Genomic DNA, 23,378 nt, shown 5'->3' with positions numbered 1-23,378 from the left:
CTTTGCAAAGGTTGATAAGATAATTTGTTGTTCACAATGTGTTGTTTTGAATATTTATATAAAAGTATTCCTCGATAGCTCAATGGTAGAGCATTCGGCTGTTAACCGAAGGGTTGTAGGTTCGAGTCCCACTCGGGGAGTTTATAATAAGGCTCGTTGGTCAAGCGGTTAAGACACCGCCCTTTCACGGCGGTAACAGGGGTTCGATTCCCCTACGAGTCATCATATAGTATAATTAATGCATATTATCTATATTAATATGCCGACGTGGCTCAATTGGCAGAGCAGCTGACTTGTAATCAGCAGGTTATCGGTTCAAGTCCGATCGTCGGCTTGTATGGACCTTTAGCTCAGTTGGTCAGAGCAACCGGCTCATAACCGGTTGGTCCGGGGTTCGAGTCCCTGAAGGTCCATTTAAATTTTTACTATTAGGCCCAGTGGTTCAGTTGGTTAGAACGCCGGCCTGTCACGCCGGAGGTCGAGGGTTCGAGTCCCTTCTGGGTCGTTTAGTGACAGTTAGTTACACTCCATTGTCTGGGTGTGGCTCAGTTTGGTAGAGCGCTAGAATGGGGTTCTAGAGGTCGCAAGTTCAAATCTTGTCACCCAGACCAAACGTTAACTAATTTAATACGGGCGCATAGCTCAGCTGGGAGAGCACCTGCCTTACAAGCAGGGGGTCACAGGTTCGAGCCCTGTTGCGCCCATTAAATGCCGGAGTGGCGGAACTGGCAGACGCACAGGACTTAAAATCCTGCGGTCCTTAAAGACCGTACCGGTTCGATTCCGGTCTCCGGCATTAAAACTTATACAGCACCTTGGGTGCTTTTTATATCTTAATTTAATAAATTTTTTTTGTGCGCATAGCTCAGCTGGATAGAGCGTCTGACTACGGATCAGAAGGCCGGGAGTTCGAATCTTCTTGCGCACGTTACAGAAACTCTGGGTTTGCAATTAGTGCTTGCCGAGGGTTTTTATTTGATTATATAGAGGTTGTAGGTATAGTTTAGGGGGGTTATACTATATTTGTATAACCCCCCTTCTGACTACTAAAATTGGAACGGAAAAGTATCGTAAAATTCTCTAAAAAACCAGAATACCTGTTTAATAACATTATGATTAATAGGTGATTTATCTTTTAATTTTTAACTTTTGGTGTTAATGTAACTAATCTCTCTATATTACCTTTAGAGGAACATATAAATAATAAGTTCTTGTCAAAATATACATCTTTAATACGAAGTCTAACAACTTCACAAACCTTGTTTCTTCATTAACCATTTTAAAACGCTTCATTATTTCCTTTTCCATATATTCTTCATTGTATAGAAAGTTAAAGAAAACTTTTTATACTATTTCCTTATGCTATAAATTAGAAATAAAAATGTTTTTGAGAATAAACCAGAGCATTTAATATTATATAAGATTAAATTATAAACATTGAAAATTATTATGATATAATAGAATAACAGAAGGAAAGGAGCTATTATGAATAATAATAGTAAATTAATATTATCATTAATTATCTGCATCATTTTCTTAATAGTTGGAAACATATCTAACATGGATAGTATATTATATTGAAAGATAGTGAGGTTTTTATGAAAAACAAATTTTTTGTTGCTGTTACAATAAGTTTAATAATAGTAATGATTTGTGCAAATTCCTACTTAAAAAAGACTAGAGTAACGGTTCTCTCAAAAGTAGATGAATTTAAAAATTTAACATCTGATGATATTACTGAAATAATAATAATAAATGATATTACTGGAGAGAATGCAATTATACATGATGAAGTATTAATAAAAGAAATATGTTCATTTTTTAACTCTTTGGAGATAAAAGAATCTAAAGAAATAAAAAATGAAGAAAAAGAGAACGGAATAAAATATCAGTTAACAATAGTTTTTCATAACAAAGACAGGTTTAATTTCTCCTATTGCACTATTGAGTATAAAATAATTACAAACAAAGCTATTTACACACCTATAGAAAAAATAGGTGAAAAAATAGAAACTTGGCTTCTGAATAACAAAAGTAATTAGTATAATATAAACTTACAAAAGTACGTAGCATTAAAGAGTTAAATTTAATATTGGTTTTAACTCTTTATTTGTGCAATTTTTAGACAACAAGATACCTTTATAGAGTAGGGGAGTACTCTATTATCTTTTCCATATGATTTATAACAAGGTAATCACAAATACATATAACATTTATAATCTAATAAAAAAAGGATAAAAGATAATTATCACCTTTTATCCATAAACATGTCCGATTTAAATATAAATTAATAATAGCTACCAAAACCACAGCAGCATCTTCTTCTACAGCCACAACAACCACAACCGCAACATAGACTGCAGCAATTAGAACAACAGCAACCATAACCGCCGTAACCATAGCCACCATAACCATAACCGCCGTAACCGTAGCCACCAAAACCTCTACAACAACAGCCATAACCATATCCAAACATAATAACACTCCTTTCATATGATTTCCTAGTTTATATTATTCGCTACTCTACAAAATTGTGACAAGCTACTAATAATTGTTTATATAAGTAGATAAATAAAAATAATTATATTTCCCGTTTAGGAATCTACTTGTAAAGTATATGAAATAGTAGTGTTAACAGGTATGGATAGTAACATTAAATAGATAATATTAATATAATAAAGTATAGCTTGTATAAAAAGAGGTGTAATATGAAAATAGGATTTCCAGTAGAGCCAAAAGGAAGGGGTGGAACCAGAACATGGGTAAAAACTTTTAGTAATTACTGTCTATCCAAAGGACATCAAGTGTATTTTTCTAAAAACGAAAAAGTTGATGTTTTTATAACCTTAGCTTTCTATACTACCCCTGAAGAATTAACGGAAATGAAGCAAAGAAATACTAAGATTTTATATAGGATGGATGGTATTTACTATAATTTTTTAATAGATAATAGAACTACTATTAGATTAAATGGTCTTATAGCAGATTCCATGAGATTAGCAGACCGAATTATTTATCAAAGTAATTTTTCAAGAATTATGGCAAGTCAGTTATTTAATGGACAAGAATTGCCAGGGGTAGTAATTTATAATGGAGCGGATACTAATGTATTCAAGGAAGAGGGAATGATACTTCCAAAGCCAAATGATAAGAAAATAATACTATCCATAGCTTATTGGGGACCAGAACTAATGGCAGAGTATAGTATTAGAAATATAATTAATATAGCTAAAGAATTTTCTGATAGAAAGGATATTGAATTTTGGGTACTTGGAGAGGCATATCCTTATGTAGAAGATATAATTAAGAAAGCAAATCTTAGTAATATCACAAGATATAATCTTAGAACACCAATCACAAGAGAAAGAATGCCAAAATATATACGTACTTCTGATATAATACTGCACACTAGACCAAACGATGCCTGCTTTAACTTAATAATTGAAGCTATGAACGTTGGTAAGCCCATAGTAGGTCTTGATCTAGGTAGTACTCCAGAACTTCTAGGAGATGCTGGTTTAAGAGGTGAATGTGAACCTTCATTTGAACATTTTCCAGTAATTAATATTAAAAGTATGGCTAGTCAGATACTAAAAACATTTGATAACTATGATTACTATAAAGAAAAAATAAAAGAGAGAAGTAAAAGATTCACTCTTGAGAAAATGTGTGAAAAATATTTTGTAGAAATCAATAAGCTAGTTAATAGTTAGGATGTGATAAGGTGAATATAAAATTTTTTTTATCAGATAATAATTTGGCTCCTACTACTATTTCTGGCAAATTATTTGCTAATGCTTTAATAAAACGTGGGTATGATATTGAAATAGTACAACGATATAATAGAAAAAAGGAAATACTAAATAGTGTCAATTGTGATATGATAATATTTCAAAAGACTTTTTATAGAGGTCATGGACATAAAGAAGTACAACATATAAAAGGAAAAGTACCTCTAGTATATATAGATGATGATTTCTTAGGGATGAACGACAAGAATCATATCAATACATTGAATATTGCTGATCTTATTTTAGTTGGTAATAAACAACATGAATCATTGATGCATAGATATACTAAAACACCAGTAGAAACTATTACTTCAATTAATGATTTTGAAAATTATAAATACACACCAATTGAGAGAAGAACAAATGATCCATTGATCATTAGCTGGCAGCAAAGCCTAGCAGATGTTTATACATCAGATTTACTAAGTATAAAGAATCCTTTAATTAATATTCACAAAGAATATGGAGTAAGGCTACAATTATATGGATGGCACGAAGGAAAACATTATGGAAAACCGGATAAAAGAGGATTTGTCAAAAAGTATTTTCCTTTTGCTGAGTTTATTTCTTTTATGCCATATGATAGTTATATTAAGAATATTGTTCCTAAAATAGCAATGACAGATATATTTATTGTACCTTACTTAAATATACCTGATAGATATGGAAAAGCTGGATTCGGATTAAAGAGAATAATGATGCTAGGTGTACCAGTTATCGTTTCTGATATAGGTATACACAAAGAATTAATCCAAGATGGGGTAAACGGGTATCTGGCAACAACTAGAGACGAATGGTATCAAAAAATTAAACAATTAATTGTACAACCAGATTTAAGAAAAAATTTTTCACTTAGTGCTAGAAATTTGATTGACACTAAATATAGTTATGATAATTGTGTTAATATATTTATAGATGCAATAAAAAAATATATACCTGATTTTAAATGATTAATATATTTAAGTTCTTTACCATTATTACTTTAGATGTTAAAATTGCCTAAGGGAATCCTTTTAAATATTTAGTTAACCCTTTATTTAGAGTGTAATAATTTTTATATTGTAACGTTTCTAAATCAATTATAATAAAATAAAATAAGACAACTTGTATATAAAAGAGGTGAGACATGAAAGGTATTATATTAGCAGGAGGATCTGGTACAAGACTATATCCTTTAACAAAAGCAATATCTAAGCAAATGTTACCTATTTATGATAAACCAATGATATATTATCCCCTTGCCACATTGATGCAATCAAATATTAGAGAGATACTTATTATTTCTACTCCAAGGGATATAGGCAGTTATAAAGAACTATTAGGAGATGGCTCAAGATTTGGAATTTCATTATCCTATAAAATTCAAACAAAGCCCAAAGGTATAGCAGATGCTTTTATTGTAGGAAAACAATTCATAGGTAAAAGTTCAGTTGCTTTAATCCTTGGTGATAATGTTTTTTATGGAGAAAAATTGAATAGTATTTTGCAAAGGGTCGTTAAGAGGAAAAAAGGCGCAACTATTTTTGGTTATGGGGTAAAAGATCCAACCCATTATGGTGTAGTAGAATTTGATAATAAATCAAATGTAGTTTCTATAGAGGAAAAACCTAAAAAACCAAAATCTAATTTTGCTGTACCTGGATTATATTTTTATGATAATAATGTAATCTCTGTAGCTGAAAATATTCAACCATCCAATAGAAATGAACTAGAGATAACAGATGTTAATAGAGTATATATGGAACAAAATAAACTAAAAGTTGAAATACTGGAAGAAGGTATATCCTGGTTTGATACTGGGACTTATCAAGGGCTTCTTAATGCAGCAAACTTCGTTGAGACTATACAAAAAGAGCAAAGAATATATATAGCTTGTATAGAAGAAATAGCATATAAAAAAGGATATATCATTAAGCATCAATTACTGAAATTGGCTGAATCAATGATTAAGACTGAGTATGGACAATATTTAAAAAATATATTGGAAAGGTAGAAATAAATGGGGAAGTTTAATTTTGTTAAAACTACTATAAAAGATTTGTATGTAATAGAGCCAAAAGTATTTCTAGATAGCCGTGGGTATTTCATGGAAAGCTATAATAGTAAAGATTTTATAGATGCAGGTCTTAATGCAGTTTTCGTACAGTCCAATGAATCTTTTTCTACGAAAGGTGTTCTAAGAGGTTTACATTATCAATATAAATGTCCTCAAGGAAAATTGGTAAGAGTTGTTATGGGAGAAGTTTTTGATGTAGCAGTTGATTTAAGAGAGGATAGCGATACTTATGGAAAATCTTTTGGTGTAATTCTGTCTAGTGATAACAATAAACAGTTTTATATACCCGAAGGTTTTGCACATGGTTTTTTAGTTCTATCTGATTATGCTAAGTTTGTATATAAATGTACTAACTATTACTATAAACAATATGAAGCAGGAGTTATATGGAATGATCCTACAATAAATATCAACTGGCCCATAGATAAGGTTGAAGATGTGTTACTATCAGATAAAGATATTATTTGGCCTAGATTTGGAGAGAACAAAAAATTTATAGGATTAGAGGTGAAATAAGTGAAAACAATTTTGGTTACAGGTGGAGCAGGATTCATTGGCAGCAACTTCATTAGATATATTATAAATAAATATGATGACTATAGGATAATTAATCTCGATGAATTGACTTATGCTGGTAATCTAGATAATTTGATGGATATTGAAGATAATCCTAATTATGTCTTTGTTAGAGGAGACATATCTAATATAGATACTCTTAATAGAATAATGGAAAAAGGTGTAGATTATATCATTAATTTTGCTGCAGAAAGCCATGTTGATAGAAGTATCGATAGTAGTAATGCATTTATTAAAACGAATGTGATGGGGACACAGGTTTTATTAGATGCCTCTAAAAAATATAAGATAAAAAAATATATTCAAATTTCTACAGATGAAGTTTATGGTTCATTAGGAGAAACTGGTTATTTTACAGAAAAGACACCTATATCACCTAATAATCCATATTCTGCAAGTAAGGCTAGTGCAGACATGTTGGTTAGAGCATATTATGAGACATATAAGCTGCCTATCAACATTACAAGATGTTCAAATAATTATGGTGCTTATCAATATCCTGAAAAATTAATACCACTTATGATAAGCAGAGCATATGATAATCAACCACTACCAGTTTACGGAAATGGTTTGAACATTCGTGATTGGATTCATGTAGAAGATCATTGTGCTGCAATAGATAAAGTACTTCACCTTGGTAAGATAGGGGAGGTCTATAATATTGGTGCTAATAATGAAAGAAATAATATTTTTATAGTAAAAAAAATATTAGATTGCCTAGATAAGGACGAATCATTAATAGAATTTGTGGATGACAGATTGGGACATGATATAAGATATGCTATAGATGCCACTAAGATAAGAGAGGAATTAGGTTGGAGACCAAGATATGAATTTGAAGAAGGAATTGAAGAAACGATTAAATGGTATGTGGATAATCAAGAGTGGTGGAGAAAAATAATTAAGTAGTGGGTTAAAGCTATACGTAATTAAAATTTAAAGAATTATCCTGGTTTTTAAATTATATTTATAAGCGAATATGACTTATTAAAAATAAGGGATAAATTATTAGATAATAATGTTATCCCTAGAAGATATTTTTATGGATAACTTAATAAATATCCTCATGTTAAAGATACTGAAGTACAAATATCTAATAGTATTTCAAAAAGAATTTTATGTTTTACTATATATTATTTATTAAATGTTCAAAATCAAGATATAATATTCAGAATAATAAAAATCTAAAACTATAAGGAATTAAGGTTTGGTAAAAAGAGATATGTGTTTGTTTACAGCGGTTATGAATTGTTGAATAATTATTTCATGATTATAGTTTGTTTCTATTAGTTTCCTGGATTTTCTTGCAAAAGTTTCTCTCAATTCTTTACTCTTAACTAAAGATTCTAGGTTGAGATACCACTGTTCATTTGTAGTTGCTAGGAAGCCATTTTCGCCATTTTTAATTAAGGTTCGATGATGTTCTGTGTTTGAAGCCACAATTGGTAGTCCTAATAACATTATTCTTTTTAATCCAAAACCGCTCTTACCCCATCTTCCTTTATGCTTAATATATGGCATAATAAAAATATCAGATTGGGATAACTTAGGTACTATATCTGTTAAATACTTGGTTAATGGTTGATATTCTATAAATTTAGCGAAAGGCATTGCTTTACGTACTTCATGTCTTAGATCAGGATGATTTTTTCCCATATACCATCCATATAAATGAAGTTCGGTATTATAACGTTCATGAATTTCACATAATGGTTTAGCAATCATAAGTAAATCTTGTGTGTAGGCATCAGCACAAGCTTGTTGCCAGCTGATAATTAATGGGGTATTTGATTTTTGTGTAATAGGTACATAATTATAATTTTCAAAATCAACTATATTTGAAACTGTTTCAATAGGTACATTAGTATATTCTTTTAGTGCTCTTTTATGTTGTGAAGTACATACTATAATGAGATCAGTTATTTTTAATGTTTCTACTTTATCTGTTTTATGCATATCTTGAAAGTCATTATCAATATGAATTAGTTTAACTTTACCCTTAAGGTGTTTTATATATTTTTTAGTATGAGCTGGACATTGAATAGTTTTTTGAAAAAATATTGCGTCACAGTTTGGATTTTTAAGTATCCTATATTTTTGGGATAAATCTAAAACTGTTTCTACATCATATCCTAAATTTTGTAAAGCTTTTGCAAATAGCTTATTTGCATAAGTTGTGGTTGGATTTCCACTAGGGATAATAAAAAAATATGACTTCATGAGATTCACTCCAATTTTTATAATTTTTCTAAAACAATTAAAAATTCCTCTAATGCATCTTCCCAAGAACGAATTGTATAATTAAATATATGCTCTAGCATATGATTCTTAAGTACTGAATAGCTAGGTCTCTTAGCTGGTTTATCTAATTGCTCTGAATCTATTGGTAAAACTTTAGTTTTATTATTAGTTAATTGAAGTATTTTCTTAGTAAAATCGTACCAACTACATTCACCTTCATTGGATACATGATAGATTCCGTAATTATCAGTTTTAATAAGCATGGCAATTACTTTTAATAAATCAACAGTATATGTTGGGGTTCCTATTTGGTCATTAACTACATTCAAGGTATCATTTTTTATAGATAATTTTAGCATTGTTTTAACAAAGTTATTACCATGTTGCCCATATAACCATGAAGTTCTTAATATATAATGTTTTGGACATAGCGACTTAATGAAATTTTCTCCTAATAGTTTTGAACTTCCATAAATATTTAAAGGATTTGCTTTATCTGATTCTATATAAGGTTTATTTTTTTTGCCATCAAAAATATAGTCTGTAGAAATATGTACTAAACGATAATCATATTGTTTTGAAAGTAGTGCTAAATTATAGCAACCATATGCATTTATGTTATACGCTAAGTCAATATTTTCTTCACACCTATCTACATTTGTATAAGCTGCACAGTTAATAATTACTTGAGGTTTTACATTGGATATAACATTTTGTACATCCTTAAGTTTTGTAATATCTAACTCCTCTTTTTTTAAACCAACTATTTTATGAAAAGGTGATAATAATTGTACTGCATCATAACCTAATTGCCCATTAGCTCCTGTTATAAGAATATTAATAAAATTCACCTCGTATTATTGGATTTATATATAAATATATGATATTCAATTTCAAAAAAGAATTATTAATTAAATTAATATTGTATAGATAATTTTAAGCTTGTGTAACATATTTTATAATATATAATAATATGAATTAGGATTATAAAATCTATAATATGATTGGTAACAACATATGTACTTGGTTTGAAGGGGGAGGTTGTATGAAATTAGTATTTATATATTCTAATAAAGATGATCCATGTACAAGAAAATACTGTTTTGAGTTATCAAAGGGCTTAAAAAAATATGTGGAATCATCAGTAGTTTTATATTATAAAGAATTAAATGAAGAAGTGGTTTTGAATAATGATATTATTATATTTCAGCGTTTAGGTGCTAATGGAATAATAATTTCTAGAGAAGACAAAAGAAATATCTTTATGTTAATTAACAAATATTATAATACTAAAAAATTTGTTTATATGATAGATGATTTAGTAATAGAAGACCAATATGGATTACCAAAAAAATTTATAAAAAGATGTCATGCATTGATATGTCAAAATAAACTAATGAAACAACAAATTAATAGATATAATAGAAATATTTATGTATTACGTACTTATGTAGATATAGAAGAAATAAAAAATGTTAAAAAAGAAAATCTAGATAAATTTTATATATCTTGGGTAAGTACAGGAGCCATAGGTAGAAAGTTAATATTTAACATAATTAATACTATTAGTAAAGAAAATTCAGATATAAGATTTATCACCATGAGCGGTTCTTCATTTCTAAGTGGAGTAGAAAATGTTACTAGTTATAGATATGTTCCTTTTAAAAATATGATCAGTTTTCTAAAAGGAACACATATATTATTGAATCCAGTACCAACTAATGATAATTATTATAAAGAGAAAATAGAAAAAAGAAGTCAAAAGACTATAGAAGAATGTTTAAATTGTAAAACAGAGATTAAATATGCATTAGCAGGGGCTACGCGGAATGCGATTATATCTAGTAAGTCAGCACCTTTTCTATATTCAATTAAGAATAAGCAAAATGGATTATTAGTTAACGATACTGTAGAAGAGTGGGTTGCTGCAATTAATAGGCTATATAAAGATGATGAATTAAGAGAAAAAATAATAGAAAATGCTTATAAAGATGTGATGAAACATTATACTTTAGATTATGCATCATTAAAAGCATTAGAGATATTTAATAGAATATTAATGAATAACTCTAATTAACACATAATAATAAACCTTCATATATTGATAAGAAGGTTTATTATTATGTGTTAAAACTATATGTTTTTGATATTTTTAATGGTTCATTTTATATAAATTTTCTAAAATAGTCAAGTACTTACTACATTGTTCTTCTTCTGAAAATAATTTGGAACGGTTAATCATTTTATTTCTATAACTAGAAGCCTTATTTAATGTTTTTAAAACTTTTTCAACTAAGTCTTCAATATTTACTTTAGGAAATTTACTTATATCACTAGTACAATCAGCTAAAAGAGCAGCATCTCCCAATAGTTCAGGCAAACTACCAGAGTTTAATCCTACAAGGGGTGTACCAATATTCATAGTTTCTATAACTGCGTTAGAGCAACCTTCATGGGCCTTGAGGTGGAGAACTAAATCTGCTGTTTTTAGTAAACGTGGCATTAGCTTATAATCAATAGGTTTTGATAAGTTTAATCTTGTAATATTAGGTAAATGGACTTTTTTAATATAATCCTCAACTTCTTTGGGAGCAAGCCCTAATACCCAAAATTCTATGTCACTATGACTTTGAAGTTTTTTTGCAGTCTGAATCACTAATTTGATACATTCCAAAGAAGTATTTAGAGCCCCCCAATATGCACTACATAAAATAATTTTTTTGTTTGAAGGTCTAACAATAGGCTTAACATTTGGAGAAAAAATAGAGGCGTTAGTGCTATTATAAATAATATCTCCATCGGGTTCTTTTTCATCATATAGACTTCTAAAAAGTACTGTTTTACAAAATTTACTTTGATACACAAGATAGTCAGCACAAGAAATTAATTTTTTAAAATGCTCATTGCCATCACTAATTATTTTTTTATCATCATAATTATAATCTAAAAAAATTGAACCTAATCTGTGTAATATTTTAATATTATGTCTTCTTAAATATTTTAATTCTTCTGGTTGATTATAATTAGCTACAGAGCAAAATACATCTATATTATTTTTATAGTTAAATCTTACTTGATGTCCTTGTGAGACACAATAATTACTGAATGTTTTAATCCAAGATATGGCACCACCTTTACCAACTGGAATTCTTGAAAAACCAATATTCATAATATAATCACCTAAGTCATATTTAATGATTCTAATCCATTATATTTTTAGGAGTTAAAAGAAGTGCATACAATTTTAAAATAATATTGGAACGTTTTAAATTCAAGAAAAATATAATATAGTAACACTTAGATTGCAATTTTATATATTTGTAACTGATTTCATTGAGGTGAAATGATATGTCAATACAATTATTCGTACCGACCTTTAGGGTGGAAGAATGCCTTAAAGAGATAAAAGAATGCCTGGAAAAAGGTTGGACAGGGTTAGGATATAAAACTATAGAATTCGAGAAAAAATGGAAAGAGTATACTAATCTTCCTAATGCTCATTTTATAAATTCGGCTACAGTAGGACTTCATTTAGCAGTAAAAATATTTAAGAGTGAGTGTAAATGGGAAGATGGGGATGAGATTATCTCAACTCCATTGACATTTATATCTTCTAACCATGCCATTGCCTATGAAAATCTAAAGGTAGTATTTGCTGATGTAGATAAATATCTATGTCTAGACCCTGTAGACGTAAGAAAAAAAATAACCAATAAAACAAAAGCTATTATGTATGTAGGTCTAGGTGGAAATACAGGACAGTATAAAGAGATAGTAAAAATATGTAAAGAGTACAATCTGAAATTAATATTAGATGCGGCACATATGAGTGGTACAAGACTAGATGGAGAGATTGTGGGGAAAGAAGCTGATGTTATTATTTATTCTTTCCAAGCAGTCAAGAATCTACCCACTGCCGATTCTGGAATGATATGCTTCAAAGAAAAAAAATACGATGAATTAGCAAGAAAATTAGCATGGTTAGGCATAAATAAAGATACGTATACTCGTTCATTAAATAAGGAGATCTACAAATGGAGATATGATGTAGAGTATTTGGGATATAAATATCATGGTAATTCAATAATGGCTAGTATAGCATTGGTTCAACTAGGATATTTGGACATGGATAATGCTTATAGAAGACAGATTTCATTATGGTATGATGAAGCCTTCAAATATCATAAAAATCTAATTAGGCCAATACCTGTAGCAAAAGGATGTGAATGTTCTAGACATTTGTATATCATAGAAGTAAACAATAGAGATGAATTAATAATAGCGCTAAACCTTAATAAGATCTATCCAGGAGTACATTATAGAGATAACACTGAATATAGTATGTATTCTTATGGAAAGGGTACTTGTCCCAATGCTCATAGATTAAGTACAAGGATTCTATCTCTTCCCATGCATATGAGATTAACCAAGGAAGATGTCAATGAAATCTCATCCAAGGTAATAAAATTGGCTAGTAGTGTTAAGGAGGGCTAGATATTGAAACATGACTATGTTATTAATGAAGACAATATTATTTTACGGCCAATTAGTATAGATGACCTTCAATCAGTTGTTTTATGGAGAAATAAAAATTCTGTAAGAAAATGGTTTATAAATGATAATTTAATAGAACTAGAAAAACAAATGGATTGGTTTAACAAGTACCTGAATACTCCTAATGATTATATATTTATTATAGAGGAAGATAAAGAACTTAAACAAGCTGTTGGTATGGTAGCCCTATACAATATTGAAAATGATGAAGCCGAATTTGGAAGATTTTTTATAGGAGTAGATGAAGCTAGAGGTAAAGGTTTAGGTGCAAAGGTTGTAAAGATGATTTGCCAATTTGCTATTCAAAGGTTGAAGATACAAAAGGTATATTTAGAAGTACTTGAGCATAATATAGCGGCCAAGAGTATTTACGAGAAATGTGGTTTTGGGTTCTGCTATCAATATGAGGCTAATAATAAGAATTTATTGAGAATGGAGTTTTCAAAAATGAACACAGAAATTATTTCAGTAATTGGATTAGGTTATGTGGGACTTCCACTAGCAGTTACATTTGCTGAAAGAGGTAAGAAAGTAGTAGGATTCGATGTTAATGATAACAAGATACAACTATACAAACAAGGTAAAGACCCAACTAATGAAATTGGTGAAGAAAGGTTAAGTGACATAAATAATCTAGAATTTACTTCAGACCCAAAAAAACTGAAACTATCTAGATTTCATATAATAGCTGTTCCCACACCAATCACACCAGAAAAAGTTCCTAATCTAGAACCAGTTAAAAGTGCAACAAAGATAGTAGGAGACAATCTTACAAAAGGTTCTATTATTGTATTTGAATCAACTGTATATCCAGGAGTTACAGAAGATATTTGTGTACCTATATTAGAAGAACAATCAGGGTTAGTATATAAAAAAGATTTTTGGGTGGGGTATTCACCAGAAAGAATTAATCCAGGAGATAAAATACATACAGTAGATAAAATAAAGAAAGTTGTTTCCGGTTGTGATAAAAAGACTCTAGATATCATAGCAGAAAAATATTCTATAATAACAGATGCAGGTGTATTTAGAGCTTCTTCAATAAAAGTTGCAGAAGCAGCAAAAGTCATAGAAAATTCTCAGAGGGACATTAATATAGCATTTATAAATGAGATTGCAATAATATTTGATAAAATGGGGATTGATACTAGAGAAGTACTAGAGGCAGCCAATACCAAATGGAATTTTCTTGATTTTGCTCCAGGACTTGTTGGAGGACATTGTATTGGAATCGACCCTTATTATCTAACATACAAAGCTCAACAACTAGATTATCGACCAGAAGTTATTTTATCTGGAAGAAGAATAAATGATAACATGGGTAAAATCATTGCAGAAAAAACCATAAAAAAACTAATTGAGAATAATCAAAAAGTAAAAGATGCCAGAGTATTAGTTATGGGATTGACATTTAAAGAAGATGTGCCAGACTTAAGAAATTCAAAAGTAAAAGATGTAATAGATGAATTATTGAAATACGACATTAATGTAATAATAACTGATCCAGTAGCTGATAAGGACCAGGTATATAAAGATTATAATCTTAAACAAACTGATTTAGACAATGTTAATGATATTGATGCAATCATTGTATGTGTAGCTCATAGATATTATAAAGAGATTAATCTAGAAGCCTTGAAAAAATATTTTGATGCCAATATTACTTATCCTATTTTAATTGATGTAAAAGGAATATATGATAAGAAAAAAGCAGATAGAATCTTTAATTATTGGAGATTGTAAAAAAGATATATGGGATGTGTTCTTATGAAAAAAACTAATGTTTTAGCCTTTTGCTTCAAAACAATACCATCTGCTATTATGGGAATAATAAAACCTTTGCAACTATTACAGAAACAACAATTGCTCAATTTTGTTTATAAAGAGAGCAGACATGTCACAAATGAGGATATTTCCATAGCAGATGTAATAATATGTATTAGAGGAGCAGAACAATTAGATATTGATAAAATTTCTTTGGGTAAAAATAAGGGAAAATATTTAATCTATTATTTAGATGATGATTTACTTAATATAGATGGTTTATCTAGGTCATATAATAAAGCATATTTTCAAAGAAAAGATATAAAGAATAATATAAAATCAATAATGAATACATGCCACTGCTTATGGACCACAAATAAAAACATAGCACAAAAATACAGGTATTCTTTTGAAAAAGTAAGTATCACCAATGCTCCTGCACTATTATTAAATGATAAACCTAATATTATACAGCATGATAGCCATAATGGAACAATAACAATTGGTTTTGCAGGGGGAACAGATCATAAAACGTATTTTAATCAAATGTTGTATAAACCGTTTCAATCAATAATTAATAAATATGGTCATAAGATTAAGATTGAGATAATTGGATTCAAGAATTATTATATGAGAAATATCCCAATAACTGTATTTCCATACAGAGAGAATTATGAACAATATGTTTCTTTTTTGCTTTCAAGAAAATGGGATATTGCAGTTGCACCATTAAACAACACTGAATTTCATTCCTGTAAATATTTTAATAAATTTTTAGAATATAGCTCAATAGGAGCCGCAGGAATCTATTCTAATGTAGAACCATTTACATATATTGTTAATAATGGAGAAAATGGATTATTGGTTGATAATACTATCATTGAATGGACAAATGGTTTGATGTATTTAATTGATAATAAGGAAAAAAGATTGGATATAAGCAGTAATGCATATGAATTCGTAAAAGAAAATTTTGATATTAAGAAAGTAGCAGCTGAAATATGTTCAAGCATACCTCAGTTAATTAACTGTGAAGAGATAAAAATTAATGGTGATGGGGATAAAAAATGAATGATAAAAAAGTAGCATTTATTATATGTGTTAATAATGATGATTTGTATCAGAAGGCTGTAAAATATATTAATAGTCTATTAGTTCCTGATGGTTTTGTTATAGAAATTGTGGATATAAGAAATCAAAAAAGTATGACAAGTGGATATAATAAAGGAATGATAAGTACAGATGCAAAATATAAGATTTATCTTCATCAAGATGTATTCATAACAAATAAGAATTTCATAGTTGATATAATAGAGATTTTTAATATAGATGAAGATATAGGTCTAATTGGTGTCATTGGAGCAAAATATATTCCAGCTGATGGAATCTGGTGGAAATCTAGTAAAAAAACAGGCAAAGTATATGATAGTCATAGAGGAAAAATAGAATTATTGAATTTTCAAGGTAATAGTAAAAATTATGAGTTAGTAAGTGGGATAGATGGTCTTATAATGATAACTCAATATGATATACCATGGAGAGATGATATTTTGACTGGCTGGCATTTCTATGATATTTCTCAATGTTTGGAATTCATAAGAAAGGGCTATAAAATAGCTGTTCCATATCAGGAAGAACCTTGGTGCATTCATGATTGTGGTGTTGTAAATCTATATAATTATGATAAATATAGATTAATTTTATTGAATGAATATAAGAAGGAATTAAAATCATGAAAGGATTGTATATATGCCTTATTATAGTTTTATAATTTTATGTTACAACAATAATCAACTTACGAAACAAGCTATAGAGACATTAATAAATTCTTTTGAAGATACTTATGTTGATCAAGGTATAGAGATAATAGTTGTTGATAATGGTTCTGTTGATTCAACTGAGGAAGTAGTAAAAAATATTATATTGTCTAATACCAAGCAGAAAATTGAAATAGTATACGTAGAATTAATGGAAAATATGGGATATCCAGTGGGAATAAATATTGGTTTGTCTCATTGTAGAGGAGAAATAATAGGTGTACTGAATAATGATTTGATCTTTCCCAATAATTGGTTAAATGGGTTAGTACAAGTCTTAAAAACTGATGAAACAATAGGTGTCGCTGCTCCATATCTATCATATGCGTATGGTGTACAACGAACTGATGTAAGATTCAATTCCATAGATGAAATAAATGCTTTTTCCAAAGAATTTATTAGTAAAAATAAAGAAAAGGTAACCTATATAACAAGGGTCATAGGAGCATGTATGATTATAAAGAGACAGGTTCTAGAAGAAGTTGGAGGAAATGATTTTTTCTTCGGAATCGGACATTTCGATGATGATGATTGGTGTTTAAGGATAAGAATAGCTGGATATAAGATTGCAGTAGTAGGTAGCTCATTTGTGTATCATATGGGTAGTAAAACTTTTAAGATAGTAAAAGAAAATATCAATCATTTTGTTTCTATTAATAGAAGTAAATTCTACAGAAAATGGAAATTAAATAAGGATAAAAATATAAATGGTGTTTACATAGACAGAGAAGAGTATATTAAGAAAAATCCTTATGTTCGAAGTAGAGATTATATACCTAGTAATTATATCAAATATCAGATTTATGAACATACTGATTTGGATAAAAAAGGTAATAAAATATTGTTTGCTGCAGATTGGGAGAATGGATATTCTAAGTGGAAAGAAAAACTTGAAGAAGCAATCAAAAATTATGAGTATGATAGAATGCTTTTATGGATTCCAAGTAATTATTTTAACTTTTATAATGTAGTTAATTTTATTAAAATGAATTTGTGTAAACTTGATTCTAACAATATAAAGAATATTATATATGTTGAGGAAAATATCAAGCATATGAATATTTTAGGGTTTATCAATGAATTTGATGGTGTTATAAAGATTGAAGAGGATTTTGTTAACAAGTATATAGTGTATCTAGCAGATAAATTAAGAAAAAAAATATATTTATAAACAACCCCTTATAACCAACTTAACAATATTTTCATATATTGAACTAAGGAGGTGAAAAGATTTGAGTAAAACACACGATGGTCATCCATGTTCTAATAAATATAAATATTGTAAGGATGCTGACAAAGAAACTTATATAGATTATTTGTCATATTGTTGCAATGATGATATTTTATTTCAATGTAAGAAAGAAAAAGATAAGGATGGCTGTATTGTTTGTACCCCAGTTAAATTATGTATAAAAGGTCCACTAGGGAAACAAGGACCACCTGGTCCAAGGGGACCACGAGGTCCAAAAGGACCAAGAGGACCAAGAGGACCAGAGGGTCCAGAAGGAGAAAGAGGTCCAGAAGGAGAAAGAGGTCCAGAAGGAGAAAGAGGTCCAAAAGGAGAAAGAGGTCCGAGAGGTCCAAGAGGCCCAGAAGGAGAAAGAGGTCCAAAAGGTAAAAGAGGTAAAAGAGGCCCAACAGGCCCAACAGGACCAACAGGACCAACGGGACCAATGGGACCAACAGGACCAACGGGACCAATGGGTCCAACAGGACCAACGGGACCAACAGGTCCAACAGGACCAACGGGACCAATGGGTCCAACAGGACCAATGGGACCAACAGGAGATACCGGTCCAACCGGAGACACCGGTCCAAAGGGAGATACCGGACCAACAGGAGATACGGGTCCAACAGGAGACACCGGTCCAACAGGAGACACCGGTCCGACAGGAGACACTGGTCCGACAGGAGACACTGGCCCAACAGGAGATACGGGTCCAACAGGAGATACCGGTCCAACAGGAGATACGGGTCCAACAGGAGACACCGGTCCAACAGGAGACACCGGTCCGACAGGAGATACGGGTCCAACAGGAGACACTGGCCCAACAGGAGATACGGGTCCAACAGGAGACACTGGCCCAACAGGAGATACGGGTCCAACAGGAGATACGGGTCCAACAGGAGATACGGGTCCAACAGGAGATACGGGTCCAACCGGAGATACCGGCCCAATGGGAGACACCGGTCCAACAGGAGACACTGGCCCAACAGGAGACACCGGCCCAACAGGAGACACCGGCCCAACAGGAGATACCGGTCCAACAGGAGACACCGGTCCAACGGGAGATACTGGCCCAACAGGGGATACCGGTCCGACGGGAGATACCGGTCCAACGGGAGATACCGGCCCAACAGGGGATACCGGTCCGACGGGAGATACCGGTCCAACAGGAGATACCGGTCCAACAGGAGATACCGGTCCAACAGGAGACACCGGTCCAACAGGAGATACCGGTCCAACAGGGGATACCGGTCCGACGGGAGATACCGGTCCAACAGGAGATACGGGACCACCGGGAGCAGGTTTATGTGAATGTTGTGTTGAGCCATGGGATAAATTTATTGATAATCTAATAGATCTAGGTATATTAACAATAGATTTTGCAACAACTACTCAACAACAACGAACAAATCAGAATCCATTGACACAAGTGGTCAATCATATTACTGAAATAGGAGATTTTATTATTCCTATTTGTCAGTTAGTAGGATTAAGATTTACTATTAATACAAATGAAATTACAGAAGCAGAATTGATAGAAGGTTTAACAACACCAACAACTCCTATTCCTGGAGAATGTGAATGTTGTGAAGCTCCATTAAGAGAGGAATTAATTGAGTTAGGTTCTGTTACTATTAATGTTGATACTCTTGCTGATGGTACATTTGATAATATTCAAAACCTTACAATAGTAGGTGTTGGTCTTGGTATAGTATTACTTAGACCACCTGGATCAGGTGTTATGCAAGATTATTATGCAATCACTATATGTAAAATAGCTGATGTTGAGAGAGCTTAATAGATAAAAGGGTGCTTGCACTCTTTTATTTTTAGTTATATGTATTGATTCGTGGCTAATTAATCCAATATGCATATAATAATTATGAAAGATACTTTTAGGAGGAATGAAGTGTACACAATAAGTTTATGCATGATAGTTAAGAATGAAGAGGATGTATTAGGTAATTGCCTTTCATCAGTTGGGAATCTAGTGGATGAGATTATTATAGTTGATACTGGTTCTACAGATAAAACAAAGGAAATTGCAAAAAAATTTAACGCTAAAATTTATGATTTTAAGTGGGTAAATGATTTTGCTGCAGCAAGAAATTATAGTTTTTCAAAAGCGACAAGTGATTATATATTATGGTTAGATGCTGATGATGTTTTGTTGGAAGAAGATAGAAAGAAATTCAAAAAATTAAAGTGTAGCATTGATAAGAAAATAGATGCCTACTCAATGTTTTATAACTATGCATTTGATGATAAGGGAAATGTGATTCTAAGATTTAGAAGGAATAGAATGGTTAAAAGAAAAAGAAAATACAGATGGCATGGATTCGTCCATGAATACATTGACGTAAAAGGAAAAGTTTCTAATACGGATATCTGTATAACTCACAAAAGAGTTCATAATGCTGGACCAAGAAATATTAATATATATAAGCAAAAAATAAAAGAGGGATACAAATTAAATCCTAGAGAGATATATTATTATGGAAAAGAACTATTTGATAATAAAATGTATGAAGAAGGGATAAAGGTTTTCAACAAATACTTAGAGGATAATAAGGGGTGGAAAGAGGATAATATTGTGGCTTGCAAGAAAATAGCTGATTATTATTTTGATATAAAAAAATATGATGAAGGTAGAAAATATTGCTTCAAGACCTTTGAATATGATCTGCCACGTGGAGAAGCCTGTTGTAGATTAGGATTATCATACTTGAATCAAAATGAAATAGAAAAAGCTGTTTTTTGGTATGAACTCGCTACCAAATTAGAAAAGCCATCAAGTGATTGGGGTTTTATCAATGAAAACACTTATACTTGGTTGCCACATTTACAATTATGTGTCTGCTATTATAAATTAGGAGATACGGATAAGTCATATGAGCATAATAGAATTGCTTCAAGATATAATAGTAATAATGAGAGCATAAAATATAATGAAAAGTTTTTCAGAGAACTAGGATATAAATAATTAGAAATTCTACTATCTATTATTTCATCTTAGAAGTTAGGAGATATGTATGATAGAAGGGATATTGAAAGAAGATGTTGATAAACGTATAGAAAGCAACTATGATATCACTAAAAAAATATTAGTAGAGAAGAAACAAGATGATAAATTCTATCACATTGTATATGTGATGAGTAATACTACCATATGCGGAGCTGCTAAGATTATTTTTGAACATGCAAATAGATTGATGCAAATAGGTAATAAAGTAACTATTGTAGCATATTTTCCAAAACCTAATTGGTTCAATGTTGAATGTAATTATATTCAAGTACCATTTACTACTAAATTATCAATGTGCATACCATTTTGTGATCTGATAGTTGCAACCTATTATACTCATATAGGTGATTGTGTAAGAACCAATATAGCACCAGTCATATATTTTGAGCAAGGTGATTATCATCTTTTTCATTTTGAAAGATTGCTTGAGAAATATAAGGAGTTCATCAAACTGCAATTTTCACTGGCTAACAGCATAATAACAGTTTCAAATGAAGCTGCCAAACTTATTGAAAAAAATTTTGGCATTGATTCACATGTAATCTATAATGCCATAGATAATGATACATTCAATAATAATATTTTGGAAGAAACCAATAAGGAAAGAGAAAAGTATATATTGATAATGGGGTCTGATAAGCTTAAATTTAAAGGAATACAGGATGTAGTATCTGCATGCAGGATTGTAAAAACAAGTATGCCTGAAATGAAAGTATATTGGATAACTCCAGTAATACCTTCAACTTATAATAAAGACATTATAGCAAAAGTATTCATATCACCAAATCAAAAAGAAATAGCAAGATTATATCAAAATTCAGAGATGTTTATTAGTGGATCCCACTACGAATCCTTTTCATTACCAGTATTAGAAGCAATGGCTTGTGGATGTCCCGTGATAACTACTGATAGTATAGGAGTTAGAGATTATGTAATTGATAATCATAATGCATTAGTAACAAAGGTGAAAGAACCATATGAAATGGCCCAAAAAATTATGAAACTAATCAATAATGATTCTCTAAAAAAGACACTGATTAAAAATGGATTTAAGACAGTCAAAAAATTCAATTGGAAGCTAATAATAGATGACCTTAATAATTATTATAATTGTATTAATATGTATCAGGTTAAGAATTTAAATTGCATAGAAGATTGGACCATAAGATTTCATGATAAAGATTTTGAAAAAGAAGAGGAATATTTAAAGTTCATTAAGTTAATACAGACCACAAAAAAAGATAAAGTATATATACCAGTAATATATAAAGTAATCAATGAATTCAGTATAGCCAGATGGGAATTGGCTGCATATAGAAATGTCAATAGTAGTGATAAAGAGTATTGTTATACTAAGGTAAATGGAAATATTAAATCTTTGGAAGATGAAGAAATAAAAAATTTATATAAGATTCTACAGACTGGTAAATATACCAAAGCTATAGAATATCTTAGAAGTAGATTATCAATAGAGGATAATAGGGTATATAATAAGTGGTTAGTATATTGCTTGCTAAAAACAAATAAGCTTGATGAAGCTATAAAATTAATAAATAAGGAGTTAAATAAAAAAGAGAAATATTCGGATTTATATTTTTTATATTTATTAGTTCTATCCAAACAAAAACATATAGAAAAAGTTAGTGAAATCATCAAAGAGATAAATATATTAAGTGAAGGTATCGTACATGAAGAATTTATTGTAGATATAATATCTAAGGCTGAAGAGATAAGAAGCTATATAAAAAATGATGGCAAAAATATTATAAAGGAGGGGAATATTTCAAAAATGGAAGAAATGTACGATTATGCTATGAGGCTATTCAATAATAGATTATACGATGAAGCGATTAACAGTTTTATAGATTTTACTAAAGAATATGAGGATGACAAGGAAAAGATAATTGAAGCCTATAGAAAAATATATTTAAGTTATTATTATAAACAAATGTATGATGAAAGCAGGTTGTATTGTTACTTGACGTTTAAATATACATTACCTAGAGCAGAAGAATGCTGTTTTATCGGATTTACATATTTAAAAGAAAAATATTATGATAAGGCTATATTCTGGTATGAGTTAGCAACTAATCTGGAACCACCTAGAAATAATGAATTTACAATTGACAAAGATTCTTGGACTTGGAAACCGTATGTACAATTATGTGTATGTTATTATCAACAAGGTAATGAAAAAAAAGCTTTTAAATATAATGAAATAGCTAAAGGTCTTAATCCTTATGAAGAAAGTATATTGCATAATGTAGAGTTTTTCAAAAAGCTTGGATATAAATCTAATGAATTATTATAAAACTATTATCAGTAA

At 30.2% G+C, this 23,378-nt stretch carries 19 protein-coding genes and 9 tRNA genes; 24 read left to right on the top strand and 4 right to left on the bottom strand.

Features of this window, described 5'->3' with window-relative positions:
* Positions 1-68 precede the first annotated feature (68 nt).
* From AACQ14_RS22385 to AACQ14_RS22340, 10 genes are all read left to right on the top strand, one after another.
* A tRNA-Asn gene (locus AACQ14_RS22385) sits at positions 69-140 on the top strand.
* 10 nt (positions 141-150) lie between these two features.
* Positions 151-222 (top strand) — tRNA-Glu (locus AACQ14_RS22380).
* A gap of 39 nt (positions 223-261) precedes the next feature.
* Positions 262-334, top strand: a tRNA-Thr gene (locus tag AACQ14_RS22375).
* 5 nt (positions 335-339) lie between these two features.
* Positions 340-413, top strand: a tRNA-Ile gene (locus tag AACQ14_RS22370).
* 18 nt (positions 414-431) lie between these two features.
* Positions 432-505 (top strand) — tRNA-Asp (locus AACQ14_RS22365).
* 29 nt (positions 506-534) lie between these two features.
* Positions 535-611, top strand: a tRNA-Pro gene (locus AACQ14_RS22360).
* Between the two features lie 20 nt (positions 612-631).
* Positions 632-704 (top strand) — tRNA-Val (locus AACQ14_RS22355).
* A 6-nt stretch (positions 705-710) separates the two neighbouring features.
* Positions 711-796, top strand: a tRNA-Leu gene (locus AACQ14_RS22350).
* 58 nt (positions 797-854) lie between these two features.
* Positions 855-928 (top strand) — tRNA-Arg (locus AACQ14_RS22345).
* 670 nt (positions 929-1,598) lie between these two features.
* Positions 1,599-2,042 carry a hypothetical protein gene (locus tag AACQ14_RS22340; RefSeq protein ID WP_339365780.1) on the top strand — a complete coding sequence of 148 codons (444 nt, stop codon included), beginning with the start codon at positions 1,599-1,601 and terminating at the stop codon, positions 2,040-2,042.
* Positions 2,043-2,287: 245 nt separating this feature from the next.
* On the opposite strand, the gene AACQ14_RS22335 is transcribed toward AACQ14_RS22340, so the two are convergent.
* Positions 2,288-2,476, bottom strand: coding sequence for a hypothetical protein (locus AACQ14_RS22335; RefSeq protein ID WP_339365779.1), 189 nt, complete (start codon positions 2,474-2,476; stop codon positions 2,288-2,290).
* A 232-nt stretch (positions 2,477-2,708) separates the two neighbouring features.
* Between AACQ14_RS22335 and AACQ14_RS22330 the strand changes: the two genes are divergently transcribed.
* The 5 genes from AACQ14_RS22330 to rfbB all read left to right on the top strand — a co-directional run bounded on the left by AACQ14_RS22330 (position 2,709) and on the right by rfbB (position 7,332).
* On the top strand, positions 2,709-3,713 hold the full coding sequence (locus AACQ14_RS22330) for a glycosyltransferase family 4 protein (protein ID WP_339365778.1): 1,005 nt from the start codon (positions 2,709-2,711) through the stop codon (positions 3,711-3,713).
* Between the two features lie 11 nt (positions 3,714-3,724).
* Positions 3,725-4,741: a glycosyltransferase gene (locus tag AACQ14_RS22325; RefSeq protein WP_339365777.1), complete on the top strand. Its 1,017-nt coding sequence runs from the start codon at positions 3,725-3,727 to the stop codon at positions 4,739-4,741.
* Positions 4,742-4,917: 176 nt separating this feature from the next.
* The gene (rfbA, locus tag AACQ14_RS22320) at positions 4,918-5,784 is read left to right on the top strand and encodes a glucose-1-phosphate thymidylyltransferase RfbA (protein WP_339365776.1); all 867 of its coding nucleotides are present in this window, start codon (positions 4,918-4,920) and stop codon (positions 5,782-5,784) included.
* A 6-nt stretch (positions 5,785-5,790) separates the two neighbouring features.
* On the top strand, positions 5,791-6,363 hold the full coding sequence (rfbC, locus tag AACQ14_RS22315; protein ID WP_339365775.1) for a dTDP-4-dehydrorhamnose 3,5-epimerase: 573 nt from the start codon (positions 5,791-5,793) through the stop codon (positions 6,361-6,363).
* Positions 6,364-7,332 (top strand): dTDP-glucose 4,6-dehydratase, encoded by a 969-nt coding sequence (gene rfbB / locus AACQ14_RS22310; protein ID WP_339365774.1) that lies wholly within the window; start codon positions 6,364-6,366, stop codon positions 7,330-7,332.
* A 291-nt stretch (positions 7,333-7,623) separates the two neighbouring features.
* Here rfbB and AACQ14_RS22305 read toward each other — a convergent pair whose 3' ends face one another.
* Positions 7,624-8,643 (bottom strand): glycosyltransferase, encoded by a 1,020-nt coding sequence (locus AACQ14_RS22305; RefSeq protein WP_339365773.1) that lies wholly within the window; start codon positions 8,641-8,643, stop codon positions 7,624-7,626.
* A 17-nt stretch (positions 8,644-8,660) separates the two neighbouring features.
* Positions 8,661-9,515 (bottom strand): dTDP-4-dehydrorhamnose reductase, encoded by an 855-nt coding sequence (rfbD, locus tag AACQ14_RS22300; protein WP_339365772.1) that lies wholly within the window; start codon positions 9,513-9,515, stop codon positions 8,661-8,663.
* 194 nt (positions 9,516-9,709) lie between these two features.
* Here rfbD and AACQ14_RS22295 point away from each other — a divergent pair, with 194 nt between their 5' ends.
* The gene (locus AACQ14_RS22295; RefSeq protein ID WP_339365771.1) at positions 9,710-10,741 is read left to right on the top strand and encodes a glycosyltransferase; all 1,032 of its coding nucleotides are present in this window, start codon (positions 9,710-9,712) and stop codon (positions 10,739-10,741) included.
* A 75-nt stretch (positions 10,742-10,816) separates the two neighbouring features.
* Here AACQ14_RS22295 and AACQ14_RS22290 read toward each other — a convergent pair whose 3' ends face one another.
* Positions 10,817-11,833, bottom strand: coding sequence for a glycosyltransferase (locus AACQ14_RS22290; RefSeq protein WP_339365770.1), 1,017 nt, complete (start codon positions 11,831-11,833; stop codon positions 10,817-10,819).
* Positions 11,834-12,012: 179 nt separating this feature from the next.
* Between AACQ14_RS22290 and AACQ14_RS22285 the strand changes: the two genes are divergently transcribed.
* The 8 genes from AACQ14_RS22285 (at position 12,013) to AACQ14_RS22250 (ending at position 23,363) form a co-directional block, all read left to right on the top strand.
* The gene (locus AACQ14_RS22285; protein ID WP_339365769.1) at positions 12,013-13,158 is read left to right on the top strand and encodes a DegT/DnrJ/EryC1/StrS family aminotransferase; all 1,146 of its coding nucleotides are present in this window, start codon (positions 12,013-12,015) and stop codon (positions 13,156-13,158) included.
* Positions 13,159-13,161: 3 nt separating this feature from the next.
* Positions 13,162-14,961 (top strand): nucleotide sugar dehydrogenase, encoded by a 1,800-nt coding sequence (locus tag AACQ14_RS22280; RefSeq protein ID WP_339365768.1) that lies wholly within the window; start codon positions 13,162-13,164, stop codon positions 14,959-14,961.
* Between the two features lie 24 nt (positions 14,962-14,985).
* Positions 14,986-16,053 carry a glycosyltransferase gene (locus AACQ14_RS22275; protein WP_339365767.1) on the top strand — a complete coding sequence of 356 codons (1,068 nt, stop codon included), beginning with the start codon at positions 14,986-14,988 and terminating at the stop codon, positions 16,051-16,053.
* A complete protein-coding gene (locus AACQ14_RS22270) occupies positions 16,050-16,718 on the top strand; it encodes a glycosyltransferase family protein (RefSeq protein ID WP_339365766.1) in 669 nt (222 codons plus the stop codon). Before AACQ14_RS22275 ends, AACQ14_RS22270 begins: the two co-directional genes overlap by 4 nt.
* A 13-nt stretch (positions 16,719-16,731) precedes the next feature.
* Entirely contained in the window at positions 16,732-17,970 is a 1,239-nt protein-coding gene (locus tag AACQ14_RS22265) for a glycosyltransferase family 2 protein (protein ID WP_339365765.1), read from the top strand.
* Positions 17,971-18,031: 61 nt separating this feature from the next.
* The gene (locus AACQ14_RS22260) at positions 18,032-19,825 is read left to right on the top strand and encodes a hypothetical protein (RefSeq protein WP_339365764.1); all 1,794 of its coding nucleotides are present in this window, start codon (positions 18,032-18,034) and stop codon (positions 19,823-19,825) included.
* 111 nt (positions 19,826-19,936) lie between these two features.
* The gene (locus AACQ14_RS22255) at positions 19,937-21,010 is read left to right on the top strand and encodes a glycosyltransferase family 2 protein (protein ID WP_339365763.1); all 1,074 of its coding nucleotides are present in this window, start codon (positions 19,937-19,939) and stop codon (positions 21,008-21,010) included.
* Between the two features lie 49 nt (positions 21,011-21,059).
* Positions 21,060-23,363, top strand: a complete 2,304-nt coding sequence (locus AACQ14_RS22250; protein WP_339365762.1) for a glycosyltransferase family 4 protein — start codon at positions 21,060-21,062, stop codon at positions 23,361-23,363.
* Positions 23,364-23,378 lie beyond the last annotated feature (15 nt).

The organism is Vallitalea maricola (assembly GCF_036985595.1).
GTDB lineage: Bacteria > Bacillota > Clostridia > Lachnospirales > Vallitaleaceae > Vallitalea > Vallitalea maricola.
This window is presented reverse-complemented; position numbering and strand designations above follow the sequence as displayed.